The organism is Sphingobacterium sp. GQ94 (assembly GCF_059758715.1).
In genome coordinates this window covers 1-17327 of record NZ_JCAXEC010000004.1, presented here as the reverse complement: position 1 = coordinate 17327, position 17327 = coordinate 1, and the positions used below count along the sequence as shown (strand labels likewise).

At 36.8% G+C, this 17327-nt stretch carries 17 protein-coding genes; 3 read left to right on the top strand and 14 right to left on the bottom strand.

The genetic code is table 11. The features are described 5' to 3' along the window. Positions 1–45: 45 nt before the first annotated feature. The 11 genes from AC6CHH_RS05205 to AC6CHH_RS05155 form a co-directional block, all read right to left on the bottom strand. Positions 46–1785 (bottom strand): sensor histidine kinase, encoded by a 1740-nt coding sequence (locus AC6CHH_RS05205; RefSeq protein ID WP_498280434.1) that lies wholly within the window; start codon positions 1783–1785, stop codon positions 46–48. 1 nt (position 1786) lies between these two features. After that, positions 1787–2908 (bottom strand): sensor protein KdpD, encoded by a 1122-nt coding sequence (locus AC6CHH_RS05200; RefSeq protein ID WP_498280432.1) that lies wholly within the window; start codon positions 2906–2908, stop codon positions 1787–1789. Between the two features lie 77 nt (positions 2909–2985). Beyond that, a complete protein-coding gene (locus tag AC6CHH_RS05195) occupies positions 2986–4068 on the bottom strand; it encodes a porin (RefSeq protein ID WP_498280430.1) in 1083 nt (360 codons plus the stop codon). Positions 4069–4167: 99 nt separating this feature from the next. Further along, positions 4168–4734 carry a K(+)-transporting ATPase subunit C gene (locus AC6CHH_RS05190; RefSeq protein ID WP_498280428.1) on the bottom strand — a complete coding sequence of 189 codons (567 nt, stop codon included), beginning with the start codon at positions 4732–4734 and terminating at the stop codon, positions 4168–4170. Positions 4735–4753: 19 nt separating this feature from the next. Further along, positions 4754–6763: a potassium-transporting ATPase subunit KdpB gene (gene kdpB / locus AC6CHH_RS05185; RefSeq protein WP_498280426.1), complete on the bottom strand. Its 2010-nt coding sequence runs from the start codon at positions 6761–6763 to the stop codon at positions 4754–4756. A gap of 24 nt (positions 6764–6787) precedes the next feature. After that, a complete protein-coding gene (gene kdpA, locus AC6CHH_RS05180) occupies positions 6788–8473 on the bottom strand; it encodes a potassium-transporting ATPase subunit KdpA (RefSeq protein WP_498280424.1) in 1686 nt (561 codons plus the stop codon). Between the two features lie 97 nt (positions 8474–8570). Continuing rightward, positions 8571–8648 (bottom strand): K(+)-transporting ATPase subunit F, encoded by a 78-nt coding sequence (gene kdpF / locus AC6CHH_RS05175; RefSeq protein WP_498280893.1) that lies wholly within the window; start codon positions 8646–8648, stop codon positions 8571–8573. 10 nt (positions 8649–8658) lie between these two features. Continuing rightward, positions 8659–9027 carry a DUF7674 family protein gene (locus tag AC6CHH_RS05170; protein WP_498280422.1) on the bottom strand — a complete coding sequence of 123 codons (369 nt, stop codon included), beginning with the start codon at positions 9025–9027 and terminating at the stop codon, positions 8659–8661. A gap of 38 nt (positions 9028–9065) precedes the next feature. Next, positions 9066–9425, bottom strand: coding sequence for a DUF7674 family protein (locus AC6CHH_RS05165; RefSeq protein ID WP_498280420.1), 360 nt, complete (start codon positions 9423–9425; stop codon positions 9066–9068). Positions 9426–9994: 569 nt separating this feature from the next. Beyond that, a complete protein-coding gene (locus tag AC6CHH_RS05160; RefSeq protein ID WP_498280418.1) occupies positions 9995–11332 on the bottom strand; it encodes a sigma-54-dependent transcriptional regulator in 1338 nt (445 codons plus the stop codon). Between the two features lie 187 nt (positions 11333–11519). After that, a complete protein-coding gene (locus AC6CHH_RS05155) occupies positions 11520–11909 on the bottom strand; it encodes a barstar family protein (protein ID WP_498280416.1) in 390 nt (129 codons plus the stop codon). A 370-nt stretch (positions 11910–12279) separates the two neighbouring features. On the opposite strand from AC6CHH_RS05155, the gene AC6CHH_RS05150 reads away from it, so the two are divergent. Beyond that, positions 12280–12969: a hypothetical protein gene (locus tag AC6CHH_RS05150; protein WP_498280414.1), complete on the top strand. Its 690-nt coding sequence runs from the start codon at positions 12280–12282 to the stop codon at positions 12967–12969. 65 nt (positions 12970–13034) lie between these two features. Here AC6CHH_RS05150 and AC6CHH_RS05145 read toward each other — a convergent pair whose 3' ends face one another. Both AC6CHH_RS05145 and AC6CHH_RS05140 read right to left on the bottom strand, forming a co-directional pair. Continuing rightward, a complete protein-coding gene (locus AC6CHH_RS05145; RefSeq protein WP_498280412.1) occupies positions 13035–13250 on the bottom strand; it encodes an SHOCT domain-containing protein in 216 nt (71 codons plus the stop codon). Between the two features lie 43 nt (positions 13251–13293). Continuing rightward, the gene (locus AC6CHH_RS05140; RefSeq protein WP_498280410.1) at positions 13294–13632 is read right to left on the bottom strand and encodes an energy transducer TonB; all 339 of its coding nucleotides are present in this window, start codon (positions 13630–13632) and stop codon (positions 13294–13296) included. Between the two features lie 534 nt (positions 13633–14166). On the opposite strand from AC6CHH_RS05140, the gene AC6CHH_RS05135 reads away from it, so the two are divergent. Next, entirely contained in the window at positions 14167–16527 is a 2361-nt protein-coding gene (locus tag AC6CHH_RS05135; RefSeq protein ID WP_498280408.1) for a GH92 family glycosyl hydrolase, read from the top strand. 201 nt (positions 16528–16728) lie between these two features. Here the strand turns inward: AC6CHH_RS05135 and AC6CHH_RS05130 are convergent, their stop codons facing one another. After that, positions 16729–16947, bottom strand: a complete 219-nt coding sequence (locus AC6CHH_RS05130) for a hypothetical protein (RefSeq protein WP_498280406.1) — start codon at positions 16945–16947, stop codon at positions 16729–16731. Between the two features lie 26 nt (positions 16948–16973). On the opposite strand from AC6CHH_RS05130, the gene AC6CHH_RS05125 reads away from it, so the two are divergent. Continuing rightward, the gene (locus AC6CHH_RS05125) at positions 16974–17186 is read left to right on the top strand and encodes a DUF6965 family protein (RefSeq protein WP_498280404.1); all 213 of its coding nucleotides are present in this window, start codon (positions 16974–16976) and stop codon (positions 17184–17186) included. Positions 17187–17327 lie beyond the last annotated feature (141 nt).

Below are 17327 nucleotides of genomic sequence, written 5' to 3'. Positions count from 1 at the left end.
TTTTCTCTTCCTTACAGTTCTTTGGAAGGGATATCGATTGTTATACTAGGAAAGCTTTGGTTCGATGTTCAAGGTGAAGTAAAAGGTGCTTCCAGCACCATATTCTGATTCTACCCAAATTTTGCCTCCTTGGGCTTCGATAAATTCTTTACTAATGCTGAGTCCTAGTCCTGTGCCTTCTTTTTTTGTGCCAGGTATCCGGAAATACCGTTCAAAAATCTTTGCTATGTATTGTGGTTGTATACCTTGACCATTATCTGTAACCGAAAACTTCAGTAAGTTATTTTCCCTCTTCGTTTTGATATAGATAGCCGAATTTTCGTATGAATATCGGATAGCGTTAGAGATTAAATTAGTGAGCACCCATGCTGTTTTTTCACTATCAGCCGAAATAATGAGCGCATTTTGATCTGTTTCAATGCTAATGCTTATATTTTTATGTCCAGCAGCAGATTTTGTAGCATTCACGGCATATTCAATGATAGGATTCACTTCAGATGTGAGCAACTTTATTTGAATTGATCCACTTTCTACCTGAGTGATATTTAATAACTCTCCAGTGATTTTTAACAGACGAAACGTATCATCCTTTATACCACTCACTAACTCTTTCTGTTCTTGGTTTAAATTTCCTACTTGTTCATTTTCCAGTAACTGCAAGCCCATTTGGATGGATGAAATAGGAGTTTTAAATTCATGAGAAACCGTCCCCATAAAATTCGTTTTGGCCAAATCCATCTCTTTAAATGGCGTAATATTTCGTAACAATATGACCTGGCCAATAAATTCGCTATTCTCTTCTCCGGTAGGTACTATATTGATATCAACAACTTCTTTTTCAAAGTAGCTCTCCTTTTGGTCTGCATAGATTTTTAATGGAGAAGACTTCTCATTTTCAGTTTTAACAAAGGAGATATCCTTTATAAGATCTCTGATAAGGTCATTGTAAACCGCAATTTCCTGTATGTTCTTTCCTAAAAGATCTATCCTAGATAGTCCTGAAATTTTCAATGCCTCTTCATTTGCAAAAAGTACCTGATTGTTTTCATCAATTCCAATGACGGGATCATGCAGGTTATCAATTAATGTCTCCAGCCTTTGCTTGACTTTTAAAATCTTATCCAAATTACTCTCCGAATATTCCTCGAGTTTCTCCGCCATGGTATTAAATGATTTCGCTAAATCTCCGAACTCATTGTGGCGATCGAAGTGGACTCGCTTTTTATAATTTTCAGTGGCGATTTCCTTTATACTTTCAGTCATCTCTTTGATCGGGTTGGCAATGTTGGAGGGTAGGTTGACCAGAAGAATAAAAGCAATCATAAAACACAAGGCTCCGGTAATGGAAATAATTACAATTGATTTTTGAGCTGTTTGATCAGCGATATCACTTTTTCTATTGATTGCCTCCATATTTAAACGCATCAATTCCGTGATATCTTTTCGTATAGAAGATATGAGTGCTGAATCTGCTGGTTGTGTCTTTAAACTATTGTAATGAGCGATAATGAGCTTTGTGGCCTCAAGTTCTCCCTGCTCAGTTACATTGTCTGTTTGTAAATCTAGGTTTTTTTGAAAGACTTGGATAGCAGAAGGATCTAAGGCCATATCCTCCAGCGCTAGCAGCATATTTCTAGAATATTGTAATGTATTAAAATTAGCGACCAATATGTTGTTTGTATCTTTTTTGAGCTGATTTATTGACCAGCTACTGATTACAGCTAACGCTAAAATCAATAAGAATAGCAAACCTACTCCAACTGTTAATTTTGCTTTTATTCTCATTTTATGATAATATTACAAGGTCAATATTTTCTTGAGACAGTTTATTTAATAATGTATTAAATGTATCTGTAGCCATGATGATTTTTATTAATGTAATGTGCGGTTTGCCAATGCACACCGTCGTGATTTTAAGGGATTCACATTCTTTAATTATTGCCTTGGTGGTGTTTGTTGCTTTCACTTTTATAATTTCAGCACCTAATTCAGTCGCTAATTTAAAATTATTGATTAAATGACGCTGTTTGTCCAAAGCGATTTTATCGGCGTTTTCATTCGGCCTCTGAACATACATTACATACCATTTACTGTTGTAATAGTTGGCTAATCGAGCTGTTTTTCTAATGACATTTCTGGCTGTTTTTTCATTTGAACTGATACAAGCTAAAAAACGTTCTTTCTTGACATTCCGAGTGAGTACAACCTCTGTTTCCACCTTGCGTTGCACTTGTGAGGCAACCTCTTTTAATGCTAATTCACGAAGTTGAAGGATATGTTCGCTTTTGAAAAAATTCTGTAACGCCAGTGCTATTTTCGAGCTTTCATAAATTTTGCCAGTTTTAAGACGATCAATCAAATCTTCTGCGGTAAGATCAATATTGACCACTTCATCTGCTTGAGTAACCACGCTATCTGGAATACGTTCTTGAACGTCTACACCGGTAATGTTTCTTACCTCTTCATTCAGACTTTCAATATGCTGTATGTTTACCGCACTTATTACATTGATGCCTGCATCCAAAATGTCCATCACATCTTGCCAGCGTTTCTCATTTTTACTTCCCTCGATATTGGTATGAGCCAACTCATCCACAATGACGACCTCTGCTCTAAGATTGATTATAGCTTGTAAATCAAGTTCTTGAAGCTCTTTTCCTTTGTAAAAAAGCTTCCTTCGGGGGATGATTGGTAAACCGTTTAATAAATCGTGTGTTTCTTCGCGGTTGTGCGTTTCAATATAACCTACTTTGACATCAATGCCGTTTCTCAAAAGGGTATGAGCCTCCTGCAACATCCGGTACGTTTTACCTACACCAGCACTCATCCCGATGTAGAGCTTGAATTTTCCTCTTCGGGATTTCTGTATTAAATTTAAAAAATGTTCAGCACTTTTTCTTTCATCCATACCAACTGTTTGGTTTTATAAATTTACTAATTCTCCTTAGAGAAATTGTTAAGGAGAATCTAAGTAAACTGAAATAGTTAAAAATGTATTGCTAATGAAGTTATGGCCGCCGTATTTCCTTTGTTGATGTGCTCGCCACGGGTTAAAAAAACAGCGTCTTTACTGGTTAAACTTTTCACCTCAGTACGCCAAAGTAGATTAGGTAAAATCTGGTAGTCTATATTTAAAGAAACTCCAAAAGTCTGAAAACCATTCGCTGTATCGGTGGAAATTATCACGCCGTTTTTGTCGTTGTAATATTCTCCTCTTGCGGCTATACTCACTTTTGGATTAGGAGAATATTTTGCAATAAGCGCGGCCGTGTACCAGGTATGATAATCACTACTTGATTTCTCTTTTTGTTGGATACCCAGGTCAAATCCGGCCATCAAAGCGAATTGATGACTGATCTCGAAATGTCCGTAAAGGTTATGAAAGTATCGCATTTTTCGTTCATCATCCGGAAAATCATTGCCAATAAAAGAACTGCTATTTAACATTATTTTTTTATCTATTCGGTAGGTCAGTTGATGTCCGAATGCCGGCGTGGTATTGCCTTCAACTCGTTGAATACGTTGCCAACCATTTATCACTAGGATAGCCATATCCCATTTTTGGTTGGTAGTCCTGTAAGATAATTTAGCTCCGGTTTCAAAATAAGGTGAATTGTCAGCCATTATACTCCTTGAGAGTGTGAAACAATCTGCGCTGATTGCACTTTCATAACCGATATGTGAAGGTAAAATACCTGCATCGAGCCATAACTCATGGTTTTTTGATAACTTAACCCCAACATTCGCCTGGTAGATATTTTTTAAAACGCCTTGTTCTGTCGCATAATTAGCGTTCATATAGGATCCTAATCCAAACCCTAGATTTGCTCTAACTTTATCTGTCTCATAAGCCGCTTGGATTAAACCCAAGTTCAAACTTATTTCATTATTGCGGTGGTGGCTGTAGGCAAAACTTGGTCTTGTATTTGATTTTGGGTTGTTAAAGTCCTGCTGGTAATAGACTTCTGCATAACCGCTTATGGTGACTGTTTTTGGCTCTGATTGTTGCGCCACACCTCTTCCTGCTATTCCTAAGAAAAGGCCTGAGAGTATGAGTATTCTTTTCATTTTTGATTTGTAAAATTTAACAGTTTTCAAATGGATTTGTCTGGTATATAACCAAGATTGCCCTAGCTATTTTTTGATTAAAGGGAGGAGATCACGCTCTTATTGCTGGTTTATATTATCTAATGCGATGTTTAACTTTAACACATTAATTTTTTCTGGTCCAAACATTCCCCACAATGGTTTTTCGGTGTTTTCGGTGATCAATTGATGAAGTTTAGCCTCCTTAATATTTCTTGTTTTTGCAATTCTTTTTACCTGTACTTTTGCGGCTTGTACAGAAAAATTTGGGTCTAAACCACTGCCACTCGCTGTGATCAGATCCACAGGAATTTCAGATTTATCTATACCTGGGTTGTGGTTTAAAAATGAATCAATTCGTGTTTGGACGACTGCAAGGTATTCTTTATTGGAAGGACCCTTGTTGCTTCCCGCTGAGCTTGAGGCGTCATAGTTGATAGCTGATGGACGAGACCAGAAGTATTTGTTCTGCGTAAAGACTTGTCCTATGTTGGTATAAAACTTTTTCCCATTGTGTAGAATAACTTCTCCTTTTCCTGAGTTTGGAGCAAACTGGGCAATGCCTAATACTGCTAGGGGATAAACAACTGTAAAGAACAAGATCAATACAGCCGTCAATTTTATCGCATTTAGAATATGTTTTTTCATTGTTTTTATTTTTTTATGATTAAAAGAAAACTGATATGGCCAAATCGGTTAGTTTAATTCCTGCAAAAGGAACCAAAATACCGCCAAGACCAAATATGAATAGGTTCCGAGCAAGCAGAGCACTTGCACCGATCGGTTTGTAGGCAACTCCCTTTAAAGCCAAAGGTATAAGCATGGGGATGATTATAGCATTGAAAATTACAGCAGATAGAATGGCACTTTCGGGGCTGTACAGGTTCATAATATTTAATCCCTGTAATTCGGGAATGGCAGTAATAAACAAGGCTGGGATAATCGCGAAGTATTTAGCGACATCGTTGGCAATACTGAAAGTCGTTAAAGTCCCGCGAGTCATCAATAATTGTTTACCGATTTCTACTATCTCAATCAATTTGGTTGGATCATTATCTAAATCCACCATATTGCCTGCTTCTTTTGCTGCTTGAGTACCACTATTCATGGCGACTCCTACATCGGCCTGGGCCAATGCTGGAGCATCATTGGTTCCATCACCCATCATGGCCACTAAACGACCTTGTGACTGTTCTTTCTTGATGTAGTTCATTTTGTCTTCGGGTTTTGCTTCCGCAATAAAATCATCTACTCCAGCTTTTTGGGCTATAAATTTTGCTGTTAAGGGATTATCGCCTGTAACCATTACCGTTTTAATACCCATTTTACGTAGTCGCTCGAATCGTTCATGGATGCCTGGTTTAATAATGTCTTGTAATTCAATAACGCCTAAGGCGTTTTCATTTTCTGATACCACTAGTGGTGTACCTCCATTTTTAGAAATGGCTTTTGCTTGTTCTTCAATTTCTTCAGGAAACAAATTTCCACCCTGCAGTATAAGATTCCGAATGGAGTCAGTTGCTCCTTTTCGGATCCGTGTCTGCTGAAAATCAATTCCTGAGCTACGGGTCTCTGCAGTAAATTTTACGAATACAGGATTTTGTACCCCGTAGCTTAAAGGATCAATCCCTGCCAGCTCAATGACGGATTTTCCTTCTGGTGTTTCATCAGCCATGGAGCTCAATACGGCGGCTTTGATAAAACTTTTTTGATCTATTCCATTAGCGGGATAAAAATGAGTTGCTTTGCGGTTACCGATCGTAATTGTTCCGGTTTTATCAAGGAGCAAAACGTCTATATCGCCTGCAGTTTCGACCGCTTTTCCGCTTTTGGTAATCACATTGGCTCGTAAAGCCCTATCCATTCCTGCTATGCCTATAGCAGATAACAGACCACCGATGGTGGTTGGGATAAGACAGACAAATAAGGAGATAAGCGAAGCAATTGTAATGCTTACATTGGCGTAATCGGCAAACGGCTTTAAGGTTGAGCATACAATAATAAAGACCAATGTAAAGCCTGCTAAAAGGATTGTTAGTGCTATTTCGTTGGGGGTCTTTTGCCTAGCAGCACCTTCCACCAGAGCGATCATTTTGTCCAAAAAGCTCTCGCCAGGTTGCGTTGTAACCTGGACGATAATTTTGTCTGATAATACTTTGGTACCACCTGTCACTGAACTTTTATCTCCACCAGCTTCGCGTATTACTGGAGCTGACTCTCCTGTAATTGCACTTTCATCAATCGTTGCCAGACCTTCAACGATTTCTCCATCAGAAGGTATTATATCTCCTGCTTGGCAGACGAAAATATCTCCTTTTTGCAATTGGGAGGAAGAAATGGATTTTCCATTTTGTAGTATTGCGGGTGTTTCTTCTCTTGTTTTGCGTAGGCTATCTGCTTGTGCTTTGCCTCTGGCCTCGGCTATCGCTTCGGCAAAATTGGCAAATAATAATGTCAACAGCAGTATACTAAAAACGGTAAAGTTGTATCCAAAACTTCCCTGTTCTTTTGCTCCTGCCAATGTCCAAAAACTGACCACTAGCATGACCAATGTGCCTATCCATACCGTAAACATTACTGGATTACGGAACATTGTTTTTGGATTGAGTTTCACGAAAGATTCTTTGAATGCTTTCCGAACCATGTCTTTCTGAAACAAGGATGTATTATTGTTCATTTTTTATTTATTTAGTCAAGTTTATTAAAGTGAAAAATACTCTGCAATGGGCCCCAATGCTAGCGCTGGAAAGAATGCCAGTGCTGTCACAATAGCGATTACAACAAATATCATCAGCCCAAATGTTATCGTATCGGTTTTCAGCGTTCCCTCGCTCTCAGGGACAAATTTTTTCTCAGCTAATAACCCTGCTATGGCCACCGGACCAATAATGGGTAAGAAGCGCGAGAGTAAGAGCACAAAACCAGTGCTGATATTCCACCATAATGTATTGTCACCAAGTCCTTCAAAACCGCTTCCATTATTGGCAGATGAAGAGGTGTATTCATAAAGCATTTCGCTGAATCCATGGAAGCCAGGATTGTTTAAGGTATCCATGGTGTAAACAGGGAGTGATGTGGCTAGGGCGGTTCCAATTAGAATGAGAAACGGATGCAGTATGGCAATAACCATTGCAATTTTCATTTCTCTTGCTTCAACCTTTTTTCCAAGGAATTCAGGTGTTCTTCCAACCATCAACCCACTGATAAAGACGGCGAGTATAATGAATATGAAAAAGTTTAAGATCCCAACACCTGCACCCCCATAAAAACTATTGATCATCATTGCGAGCAATTCATTCATTCCCGACAAAGGCATGGAACTGTCGTGCATGGAGTTTACTGAACCGGTTGAAATAACAGTAGTGACAATACTCCAAAAACCGGACGCAGGAGATCCCAAGCGTATTTCCTTACCTTCCATTGCCCCAAGTGAATTATCGATACCCATTGCTGCAATAGCAGGATTTCCCTTCATTTCCATAGTTATATTGGGTATAACAAGCATTAAAAAACCTACACTCATTACACCAAAAATCAGCCATGACAATTTTCTCCTTTTTATAAAATATCCAAATGCGAAAATCATGGCAATGGGTATGATTAGTTGAGCTATCATTTCGACCATATTGGATAGGTATGTTGGATTTTCAAATGGATGTGCTGAGTTTACGCCAAAGAATCCACCACCATTGGTTCCTACGTGTTTGATCGGGATGAATGCGGCCGCAGGCCCCCTGGATATGTCAACCGAATCACCTTGGAGGGTCGTTATAGTATCCTTGCCCTCAAAAGTCATAGGTATACCTTCAAATACAAGAATTACAGCTACGATACAGGTAACTGGCAATAAAATGCGCGTACATGATTTTATAAAGTAGGTATAAAAATTTCCAAGTCGATTTGCTGATTTATCCCGAAATGCCCGAAAGACAATAACTGCAGCTGCCATTCCCGATCCTGCACTAACAAATTGTAAAAACATCAACCAATATTGACCTAAATAGCTTAAGCCTGTTTCCCCAGAGTAGTGTTGTAAGTTGCAGTTAACCACAAAAGAAATCACTGTATTGAAAGCCAAATCAGCTGACATGCTGGGGTTTTGATCTGGATTAAGAGGAAGAATTCCTTGGGTCATTAAAACAAGAATACCCAGTAAAAACCAGATCATATTTATTGTGAGTAAAGCCACCATATGTTCTTTCCAACTCATTTCAGTTTGAGGAGTAATACCGCTGATTTTGTAAAAGACCTTCTCTATTGGATTGAAAACCGGATCTAGTAATGTGCTCTTCCCTTCATAGACCTTTGCTATATATTTGCCCAATGGTATAGCTAGTAAAATCGACAAAATAAACGTGGCGATTATTCCTAAAATTTCTGTATTCATTTTTTTTAATTAAAATTTGTTTTATTTATTCATTTGAAGTAGGAGGGATCTCGCCTCGTCGCTTCCATTTATCTTGCGAGTCGTCCAAACAAATGATTTAAAATTGTTCTGGCTTTAGTAATACGTAACAGATGTAAATAAATACACCAATAGCCACGATGAATAATGCTGTCATATACTTGTTTTTAGTAGTAAATATTCTTTATTTGTAGCAAGTGAATCTGTTTTAGATTCTCGGGGATGAGTTGGTAGATATAGTTCCATTGCTCTGTTGTGCATCGTCTTTTCATCCCGTCAAAAGCGCGGACAAAAAGATTCTCAATGATAAACTGAACATAGTCATTCCCTCTCTTATACAGCCAACCGATGAATTTTATTTTCACAGCAATTTTTTCAGTTTGTCCTCTATGGAGTAAAAAATTGATGTGATTTACAATTGCCTGAAATATTCCTGCAAAATTTTTATTGTTGGACAATTTGTGTATTTCCTCTTTGATTTCTTTGTACTGAACAGCCAGATATCGACCGGCTGTTATTTCGTTTATCCTTTTCATGAGTCTCTTCTTTTTAGTTGGTTTATTTGCTTTTCTAGTTAATTCTCTAAAATTGTTCTGATATATCCTTTTCGTAATTCACAGGGAAAAAGAGCCAAATGTTTTTTTAGACTTCCTGGACTTTCTGCATAAGAGAATGCTGTTAAGAATTCATTTTCGATGGCATTACGGGTATATTGATTGCCTTCTTGATAAAGCAGATTAACAACCTTCACAATTTCTTGTACGCGATCTAGTTCATGGTTTACACCTGAACTGATTTTTTGTATACATATTTCTGCCAACAGATGAAGGAGACGATAATCTGCTACCTCTTCATCCAGTTCTTCTATTCTTTGAAATTCATCAATGGCCTCTGGAGCCCATTGATGAATAGTGTGTGTAATTTTTGTTTTCATCTTAACTTTACATTTTCTCAAAAAAGTCGATCGCCTTAATGAATAAACCAAAACAGGCCACGCCCGCTAGAACTAAAATTATTATCAACATGTTTTCTACTTTTTATTGTTTAAATTATTCCCAAAATGCCTGCAAATAGACGAAGAGGTCTTTTACCATTTTTCATCGCTATCTTTCCCATCATGCCAAAATGTGTTCCGGTAGTATTTAATTATTTGATAATAAGTGTTTTATATTTAATTTTAGGTTCATGTCGAAGTGACAATCCTATCATAATGATAGATTTTTATCAAAATGATAGGCTATTCTTTTTGGCTGAGAAGCGGAATGAAATGCGAAGTTTGGAAAGAGGTATAAAATAAAGTGTAATTCTTTATGGAGTCAGCAATAAATAGGCGTGACAAATTACGGGGTAGTGGGGGTTTTAAGGGGGTTATATTCTTTTACAGATTAGAATGGTACGTATTTTTAAATTTTAGAGAATCGAAAAGAAACTGGCTATCCAGGCGAAGGGTGGTTTGGCGGGCCAAATAAGCTATTCTAACCCTTATAAGGTTAATAAAATCGATTAGTTGAGTTTATACTCTTCAATTTTTCGATAGAGAGTAGCAATACCTATTTCCAGTAGTCGAGCTGCTTCCGCTTTATTACCAGCTGTGTAGTTTAGAACTTTTTGGATGTGTAATTTTTCAATACTAGCCATAGAAAATGCGGAAAGCTGCTGCGTTGTAGATTTTGTATATTGAAAATCTATGGGGAGCGTATCTAGATCTAAAGTATCGTCATCAGCTAGGATGACACTTCTTTCAATTACATTTTTTAATTCGCGGATATTTCCTTTCCATACATTCTTTTCTAATGCTGAAATATACTCATTACTCAATACTAAAGGACTCCTTTTGGACTTCTGTACAAAATAATTTACATAGTATTCTGCGAGTAACCTAATGTCTTTGGGATGTTCTCTTAATGCAGGTAAATGAATACCAAATACCGAAAGCCTATAAAACAGGTCACTTCGAAAATGTCCATTTTCAATTTCCAGCTGCAAATCTCGATTGGTTGCAGCAATTATACGGACATTCACGTGTATTGGTTTAGCATCACCCACACGTAAAAATTCCCCGTTTTCCAATACCCGCAATAATTTAGCTTGTAAGTCCATTGCCATTTCACCAATTTCATCTAGGAAAAGGGTCCCATTATGAGCCTCTTCAAAAAGTCCCTTTTGATCTTTAGAAGCGCCTGTAAATGACCCGGCTTTATGACCGAATAGCTCATTTTCCAATAAATCCTTACTGAATGCAGAACAATTGATAGCGAGAAAATTATGGTTTGCCCGACGGCTACCTTGATGAATTGCTTGCGCGAATATTTCTTTACCGGTTCCAGTTTCGCCGGTTAATAAGACCGTTGTGTCAGTAACAGATACTTTTTTAGCCAATTCTATTGCCTTAAGAATAGGTTTTGATTTTCCCATTATCTTATCAAAAGAATGCCTTTCTCCTAGTTGTTTTTCTAATTGACGCACTCTTTTATTGAGAGCAACCTTTTCGCTTGCTTTATATAGTAAGGGGATTATTTTGTTGTTATCATCTCCTTTTGTTATATAGTCAAAGGCTCCGTTTTTAATCGCTTGAACACTATCTGGAATATTTCCAAAAGCAGTTAATAGGATGATTTCAGTTGTAGGGTATTTTGCTTTAATCACTTTTGCGGTCTCTACACCACTTCCATCGGGGAGTTTTACATCGCAAATGACTACCTCGATATCCTCGAGTTCTAATTTTTTTAATCCTGATTTGATATTGGAAGACTGAAAACATTCAAAACCTTCAAAACCAATAATTTTTGAAAGTAGGTTTCTCAGCTTTTCTTCATCATCTATTATAAGTACTTTAACCACGCTAAATTAAGTTCATTTAGTTCAAAATTACGAATTTTTATCTGGCTTTGGCTTGTTCGCAATCGGTTTTCATGGAGTCAACTTCTAGGTCCTGAATTGAGCCTACTAATCAATGCGAAATATGTGAAATGATACAAGATAGTCAACCTGGTTAAATGATTAATATCTTTTTTCTTTTAAATTCAAATTACTTCTCTGTAAGGATTATGTTGGAATGTTCGGAAATAATTTCTTTAATAATTTCATAATAGGTGCTCCCAATACCATTTTGCAGATCTTCTAGTTTTTTTTGGAATATTTCCTTGTTAAAAGGTGAACCTGATTTAAGTTTATCCTTGTAATAGGACAGGGTGGCTTCATATCCAAGTGTCTTTTTGCAGTTGTCGGAATCCAGCCATATAATTTCATTCATTTCGTTAGGCTCAATAGCGCCAAATCCACCATATAAAAGATCATTAAATGCATCTAGGCTATGGCCAAGTTGCCAATCCACATCTTTCATAAAAACTCGGTTAATTTCTAAATAGAAAGAGGAAATATCTGTTATCCCGGAACCATTAATAAGCAGCTGATTCATGAAGGTAAAATAAGCAAAAGATAAAATTTAAATATAACAATACTTAGAAAACAAATACGACTGTGTGGAAGAAGATCGTTAAATTTTTTTTTTACTCAAAATGGAGCTAATTTTCTTGGCATAAAACATCGTAAATTTCAGCATGTTTTATCGACTGATGCTGGGAGGGCTAAATTTTTCAGCTCAATAATTTAAACCTATGAAGTTGATATTAACCTACCTTTTTTATTCATGCTATGAATCATTATTCTAACAGGCATATAACAGAACCTTTATGGCAGTCATCTGTTTATATAATTCAAGGTCGGTGATATTTGACCTTTTCTTCATTGAGAATAGATTAAACAAAATTTCTTAAATAGTAATCACCATGGATAACATTAAAGAAGTGCAAATACAGCAGATAAAACTTCAACAGCGATTGAATGAACAGTCAATTTTTATTAAACAATTTATATTTCGTTTTTTTTCTTTAGTAATCGGACAGAAACTCTTTCGTTCAGCAGTCAAAGGAGCTAAACCGTTCCATCTAATGGGTGCAGCCGGATTACTCTATATAGGCTTCACTGGGAAGTTTCCTATACTACATTGGATTCAGCGAAAAAATATAAATCACGGACAATTCAATTTTAAGAAAGAACTATTTGTTCAGAAATCATTGGGCGAAGTTTATCTTTTTTTTAGAGACCTTACAAATATATCAAATCTTATACCTTGGATTGATCATGTAATCCCCTTGAATTCAGATCGAACACATTGGGAAATTACATTATGTGCATTCGGTAAAAGCTGTGTATTTGAAATATTTATTGTAAAGGAAAGAGCTGAGGAATTTATTGGATGGTCTACTGGTGAAAATTCGATGATTTACCATTCCGGAAAAATGGAATTCAAATCAGGACCTAGGCCCGAGAGCACCGTAATTGATTTTGTGTTTAGTTATTCACCTCCTATGGGAAATATGGGGCGAATAATCACCTTGCCTTTGAATAAATTCATAGATTCTAAACTAACTAATTTTCTAACCAAATTGTTGTCAAAAGCAGAAAAACCTGATTAGCGCATTGTAATCAATTTCTTAGCATTGAAAAATAAGACATACCTAGTTCCCCCTTGATTTTATTTCTAATCATTGGAAGCACTGTTGCTGCTTTTCTCTTTTAAAGCAGATGCAATTTGTCGTAAGGTTTCATTCTGTTCTCGGAGAGCAGCTGTATGGTCTCTTTTAGTCACTAGATATTTGTCCAATAGTGCAGAAAGGAGTCTGTATATTCCATAAATCACCGCGATTATGAACCCTATCCAGAAAAAATACATTAAAAAAAGTGTGAACGTATACATAATTAAAGTTTTGAATTTATCCTTATTCTGTTTTATAAAACATTTATTTCTTATCCAATTTGAAACGAATCGGTAAAGAGTATGACACGCGCGTTGGCACATTGTTAACTCTTGCTACTTTCCAATCTTTTTTTTGCATTAATTTTTCAATAATCTGCTCATCCATACCATACCCCATACTATCCTTCACATTGACTTCTTTAATGGTACTATCTAGTTCAACAACGAACAAATATGTTCCATTAAGTACTTTCTGACCTGTACTCTTACGAGTAGGGAAATTCAGTTCTTTTTTTAGTGATGAGACGGAATTGGTTAAATCGGTTTGACTGTATCCAGTAATAGCAGATAACAAAAGAATAAAGGTTGTTAAATGTTTCATTTTTTTTCTCGTGGTTAATCTGTTATGATTTTTGAAGGTATTCAAATTAAAGTCAATAGGAGATCGGTTAGTAATCTCCGTGATAAAGATAATAATTAAAATTATACAATACTATCTGCATGCCTTGGACGTTCGCGGTTATCAAAAAAGAAAAAAGATAAGATTGAATTGCACGAAACTTTCAATTTCATGAGATCTATCAGAAATGATAATTTTATACTAAAAATAAATGGTTGCACCTGATTTACTGCTTTATGAGTTAAAAAACATGCAGTTAGTTTGGGTGTTTTTTTTGTATTGAATTGAAAAAATTGTATTTTACCAGACCATTATATTCTGAAGAAAACACGCTAGACAAATGCTGTAATAATTGTAATTTTTAATGGATGTGGAGGTCGTATGAGGGGGTCCTTTAACAATTGAACAACTCGAATGAACAACTCAAAAGAAGGTTAGAAGCTCCTTTTATTCTTGTTTGTCCATGTATTATAAGAGCAATTTGGCATCTGCCAAACACCTAAATGTACTCAATAAATGAAAATTAATTACCTATTGCTGTTGCTGTTTACCTGCCAGTTCACCTTATCATCTTGTATTGTCAGAAAAGATACTGTTGAAAAATTATCAAAATATGTCAATCCAAATATAGGGTCAGTGCATAGTCGATGGTTTTTTTACACGCCTGGTGCTGTTCCTTTCGGTATGGCTAAACTTGGACCCTCGACAAATGGCTCGTATGGAAATGCGAGTGGTTGGGAAGCAGTTGGATACGAGGACATTCACAGTTCTATTGAAGGATTCGCCTGTTTTCATGAATTCCAAATTGGTGGCGTGATGCTTATGCCAATTGTTGGAGAGTTAAACAACAATCCGGGTGTTCTTGAGAAACCTGATCAAGGGTATCGATCTCCTTTTAAGAAAGAGAATGAGTATGCTACTTCTGGATATTATTCAGTTCTTCTGGATAAATACAACACCAAAGTCGAACTTACCGCCACCGACCGGGTAGGATACCAGCGTTATACTTTTCCCAAGTCCGATGAATCCTATATTCTATTCGATATCGGAAATAAGTTGGGTGAGAGTGGTGCAGTGGTAGATGCATCCATTACAAAAGTTGACGATACAACCGTAGAAGGCTACGTGGTAACCAAACCAGAATATGTCAAAAAATTTCAACCGGAAGCAACAGTGAAAATGTTCTTTTATGCAAAATTGAGCAAGCCTTCAAAGGAACAAAAATCATTCTTGAGAGGGGATTCGATTAATAATCACCAGGTAGTAAAAGGGATAGGAGCAACCCTTGCGCTAAAATACGAAACATATGAAAATGAGGAAATTACGGTTAAAATTGGACAATCTTATACTTCAATTGAAAATGCGAAACTGAATTATGAAACCGAAGGTGCCAATCAAGATTTTGATGCGGTTAAAGAAAGTGCACTAATGAGGTGGAATGAGATGCTCTCGCGTATAAAAGTAGAGGGTGTTGATGACAATAAAGTCAAATTTTACACGGGTTTATATCACGCTCTTTTGGGGCGTGGACTTGCAAACGATGTAAATGGAGCATATCCTAAAAACGACGGTACGATTGGTGAAATACCGTTGAATAAAGATGGTTTACCAGCACATAATTTCTACAATACAGATGCAATATGGGGAGCGTTCTGGAACCTGACACAATTGTGGGCTGTAGCTTATCCTGAATATTATTCTGATTGGGTGAAAAGCCAATTGCTGGTTTATAAGGAAACAGGATGGTTAGGAGATGGTATCGCGAACAGTAAGTTTGTGTCTGGAGTGGGTACCAATTTTACAGGACTTGCTATTGCCGCTGCTTATAATTGCGGGATCCGTGATTTTGATTTTCAGCTAGGGTATGAGGCTGCATTAAAGAATGAATTAGTTGGATTTAACCGGCCCTCTGGAGCTGGAAAACTTGATGTAGAGGCCTTTGTTGATCTTGGGTATTCCCCATATATTCCGAATGATGATCCATCAATTAAAGATGAGCAGAAGGGATCCGTTTTCGGAGCTTCCCATACTATGGAATATTCATTTAGCAGCTTTGCTGTGTCACAGTTTGCGAAACATTTGGGCAAAGATCAAGATTATCAAAAACTGTCAAAGATGGCCTCAAATTGGGAAAATCTTTTTGACACACAAACCCAGCTCATACGTCCTCGTAAATTAGACGGAAGATTCTTGCAAGATTTTAACCCATTAGCCGCTTGGGAAGGATTTCAGGAAGGAAATGCGATTCAATATACTTTCTATGTACCTCATGAACCCAAAAAATTGATAGATAAAGTTGGACAAAATATATTCAACGATCGTCTGGATAGTATTTTCGTCCAATCTCAAAAGAATACTTTTGGAGGTGGCAAAACGGTGGACGCATTTGCAGGAGTGAATGCGTTATATAACCATGGTAATCAACCGAACCTACACGTGTCTTGGATGTTCAATTTTTCTGGTAAACCACATTTAACACAAAAATGGGTGCGTACAATATGCGATGAATTTTACGGCATTGACGGTATCCACGGTTACGGATATGGTCAAGATGAAGATCAGGGACAATTGGGAGCCTGGTTTGTGATGGCTGGAATGGGGCTGTTTGATGTAAAAGGCTTAACGCAGATCGATCCCGAATTTCAGATCGGAAGTCCCTTATTTGATCGAATTGAAATAAAATTGAATAAATCCTATTATAAGGGTGACAAATTTATCATCGAAGTAAAACAGAATAGTTCAGAAAATAGATATATCCAATCAATCCATAAGAATGGGGATGCTCAGCAATCTGTAGCCATACCTTTTCAAGATATTGTAAATGGTGGATTATTAGAAATAGAAATGGGGAAGGAACCAAACCTTAAGCTTAATTAGTAGGAATTACACGCTATTTTTTTTGGATTGTATAATTACATCGTTTCGTCGTGTTATTTTAGCATCCCATCAAAAAACGATTAGAGGCTTTATTTTTTTTGGGAACAGATCAGTGGTATCCTTATATCTATGAATTCGTGTTTGCCGTTGTCAACTAGGTGATTGATGTTTTTAAGGGCACAGAATTAAAATTTTATGAGTTTATTTTTTAGCTCTAAACCTCTCTAACTCTAATTTTAGTAATTGGTCATAATTTTTTAAAGCATCTTTAATGTACTGCTCTCCTTGGTTATCACCCAATATTTCCGCCATCTTTCTAGCCTGAATCTGGACACGATCTAAATATTTTTTATTCAACTTGCGCAATTTCTCTGCCGAAACACGATCGTGTTTGTAAGGTGTATTTTCTTTGCCTTTCATGGCGTAAATATACTAAATTTGCCGCCATGACAATCGAAGAACTAAAAACTACTTTACTTAGCCGTACCTACGAGGATAATATAAGAATTGGCCCTCATATGGTAGTCTGTAATGCCGAATTATTTCTACAGGCCCAATTCTCGAATTGTGAAAGATGGACAAAAGATTTAGAGAAATGTCCCAGCTATGACCGGTTGCTTTTGTTTTATAAAGCGGTTAACGAAAAATCTACTGATTAGTTTTGTGAGATTCTATTAGAAGTTCTTTTATAAAATAGAGCGTAAAACCCAGAGGTCTTTAGCCTGTGGGATGTAAGCGACTACCCCTGATTGAGTATGTACTCACGAATGGTCTCAGGAGATGCTTCACCAATAGAACAA

Bases quoted from the DNA above. Each gene is read 5' to 3' on its own strand.
- AC6CHH_RS05205 (WP_498280434.1), bottom strand. From the start codon at position 1,785: ATGAGAATAAAAGCAAAATTAACAGTTGGAGTAGGTTTGCTATTCTTA.
- AC6CHH_RS05200 (WP_498280432.1), bottom strand. From the start codon at position 2,908: ATGGATGAAAGAAAAAGTGCTGAACATTTTTTAAATTTAATACAGAAA.
- AC6CHH_RS05195 (WP_498280430.1), bottom strand. From the start codon at position 4,068: ATGAAAAGAATACTCATACTCTCAGGCCTTTTCTTAGGAATAGCAGGA.
- AC6CHH_RS05190 (WP_498280428.1), bottom strand. From the start codon at position 4,734: ATGAAAAAACATATTCTAAATGCGATAAAATTGACGGCTGTATTGATC.
- kdpB (WP_498280426.1), bottom strand. From the start codon at position 6,763: ATGAACAATAATACATCCTTGTTTCAGAAAGACATGGTTCGGAAAGCA.
- kdpA (WP_498280424.1), bottom strand. From the start codon at position 8,473: ATGAATACAGAAATTTTAGGAATAATCGCCACGTTTATTTTGTCGATT.
- kdpF (WP_498280893.1), bottom strand. From the start codon at position 8,648: ATGACAGCATTATTCATCGTGGCTATTGGTGTATTTATTTACATCTGT.
- AC6CHH_RS05170 (WP_498280422.1), bottom strand. From the start codon at position 9,027: ATGAAAAGGATAAACGAAATAACAGCCGGTCGATATCTGGCTGTTCAG.
- AC6CHH_RS05165 (WP_498280420.1), bottom strand. From the start codon at position 9,425: ATGAAAACAAAAATTACACACACTATTCATCAATGGGCTCCAGAGGCC.
- AC6CHH_RS05155 (WP_498280416.1), bottom strand. From the start codon at position 11,909: ATGAATCAGCTGCTTATTAATGGTTCCGGGATAACAGATATTTCCTCT.
- AC6CHH_RS05150 (WP_498280414.1), top strand. From the start codon at position 12,280: ATGGATAACATTAAAGAAGTGCAAATACAGCAGATAAAACTTCAACAG.
- AC6CHH_RS05145 (WP_498280412.1), bottom strand. From the start codon at position 13,250: ATGTATACGTTCACACTTTTTTTAATGTATTTTTTCTGGATAGGGTTC.
- AC6CHH_RS05140 (WP_498280410.1), bottom strand. From the start codon at position 13,632: ATGAAACATTTAACAACCTTTATTCTTTTGTTATCTGCTATTACTGGA.
- AC6CHH_RS05135 (WP_498280408.1), top strand. From the start codon at position 14,167: ATGAAAATTAATTACCTATTGCTGTTGCTGTTTACCTGCCAGTTCACC.
- AC6CHH_RS05130 (WP_498280406.1), bottom strand. From the start codon at position 16,947: ATGAAAGGCAAAGAAAATACACCTTACAAACACGATCGTGTTTCGGCA.
- AC6CHH_RS05125 (WP_498280404.1), top strand. From the start codon at position 16,974: ATGACAATCGAAGAACTAAAAACTACTTTACTTAGCCGTACCTACGAG.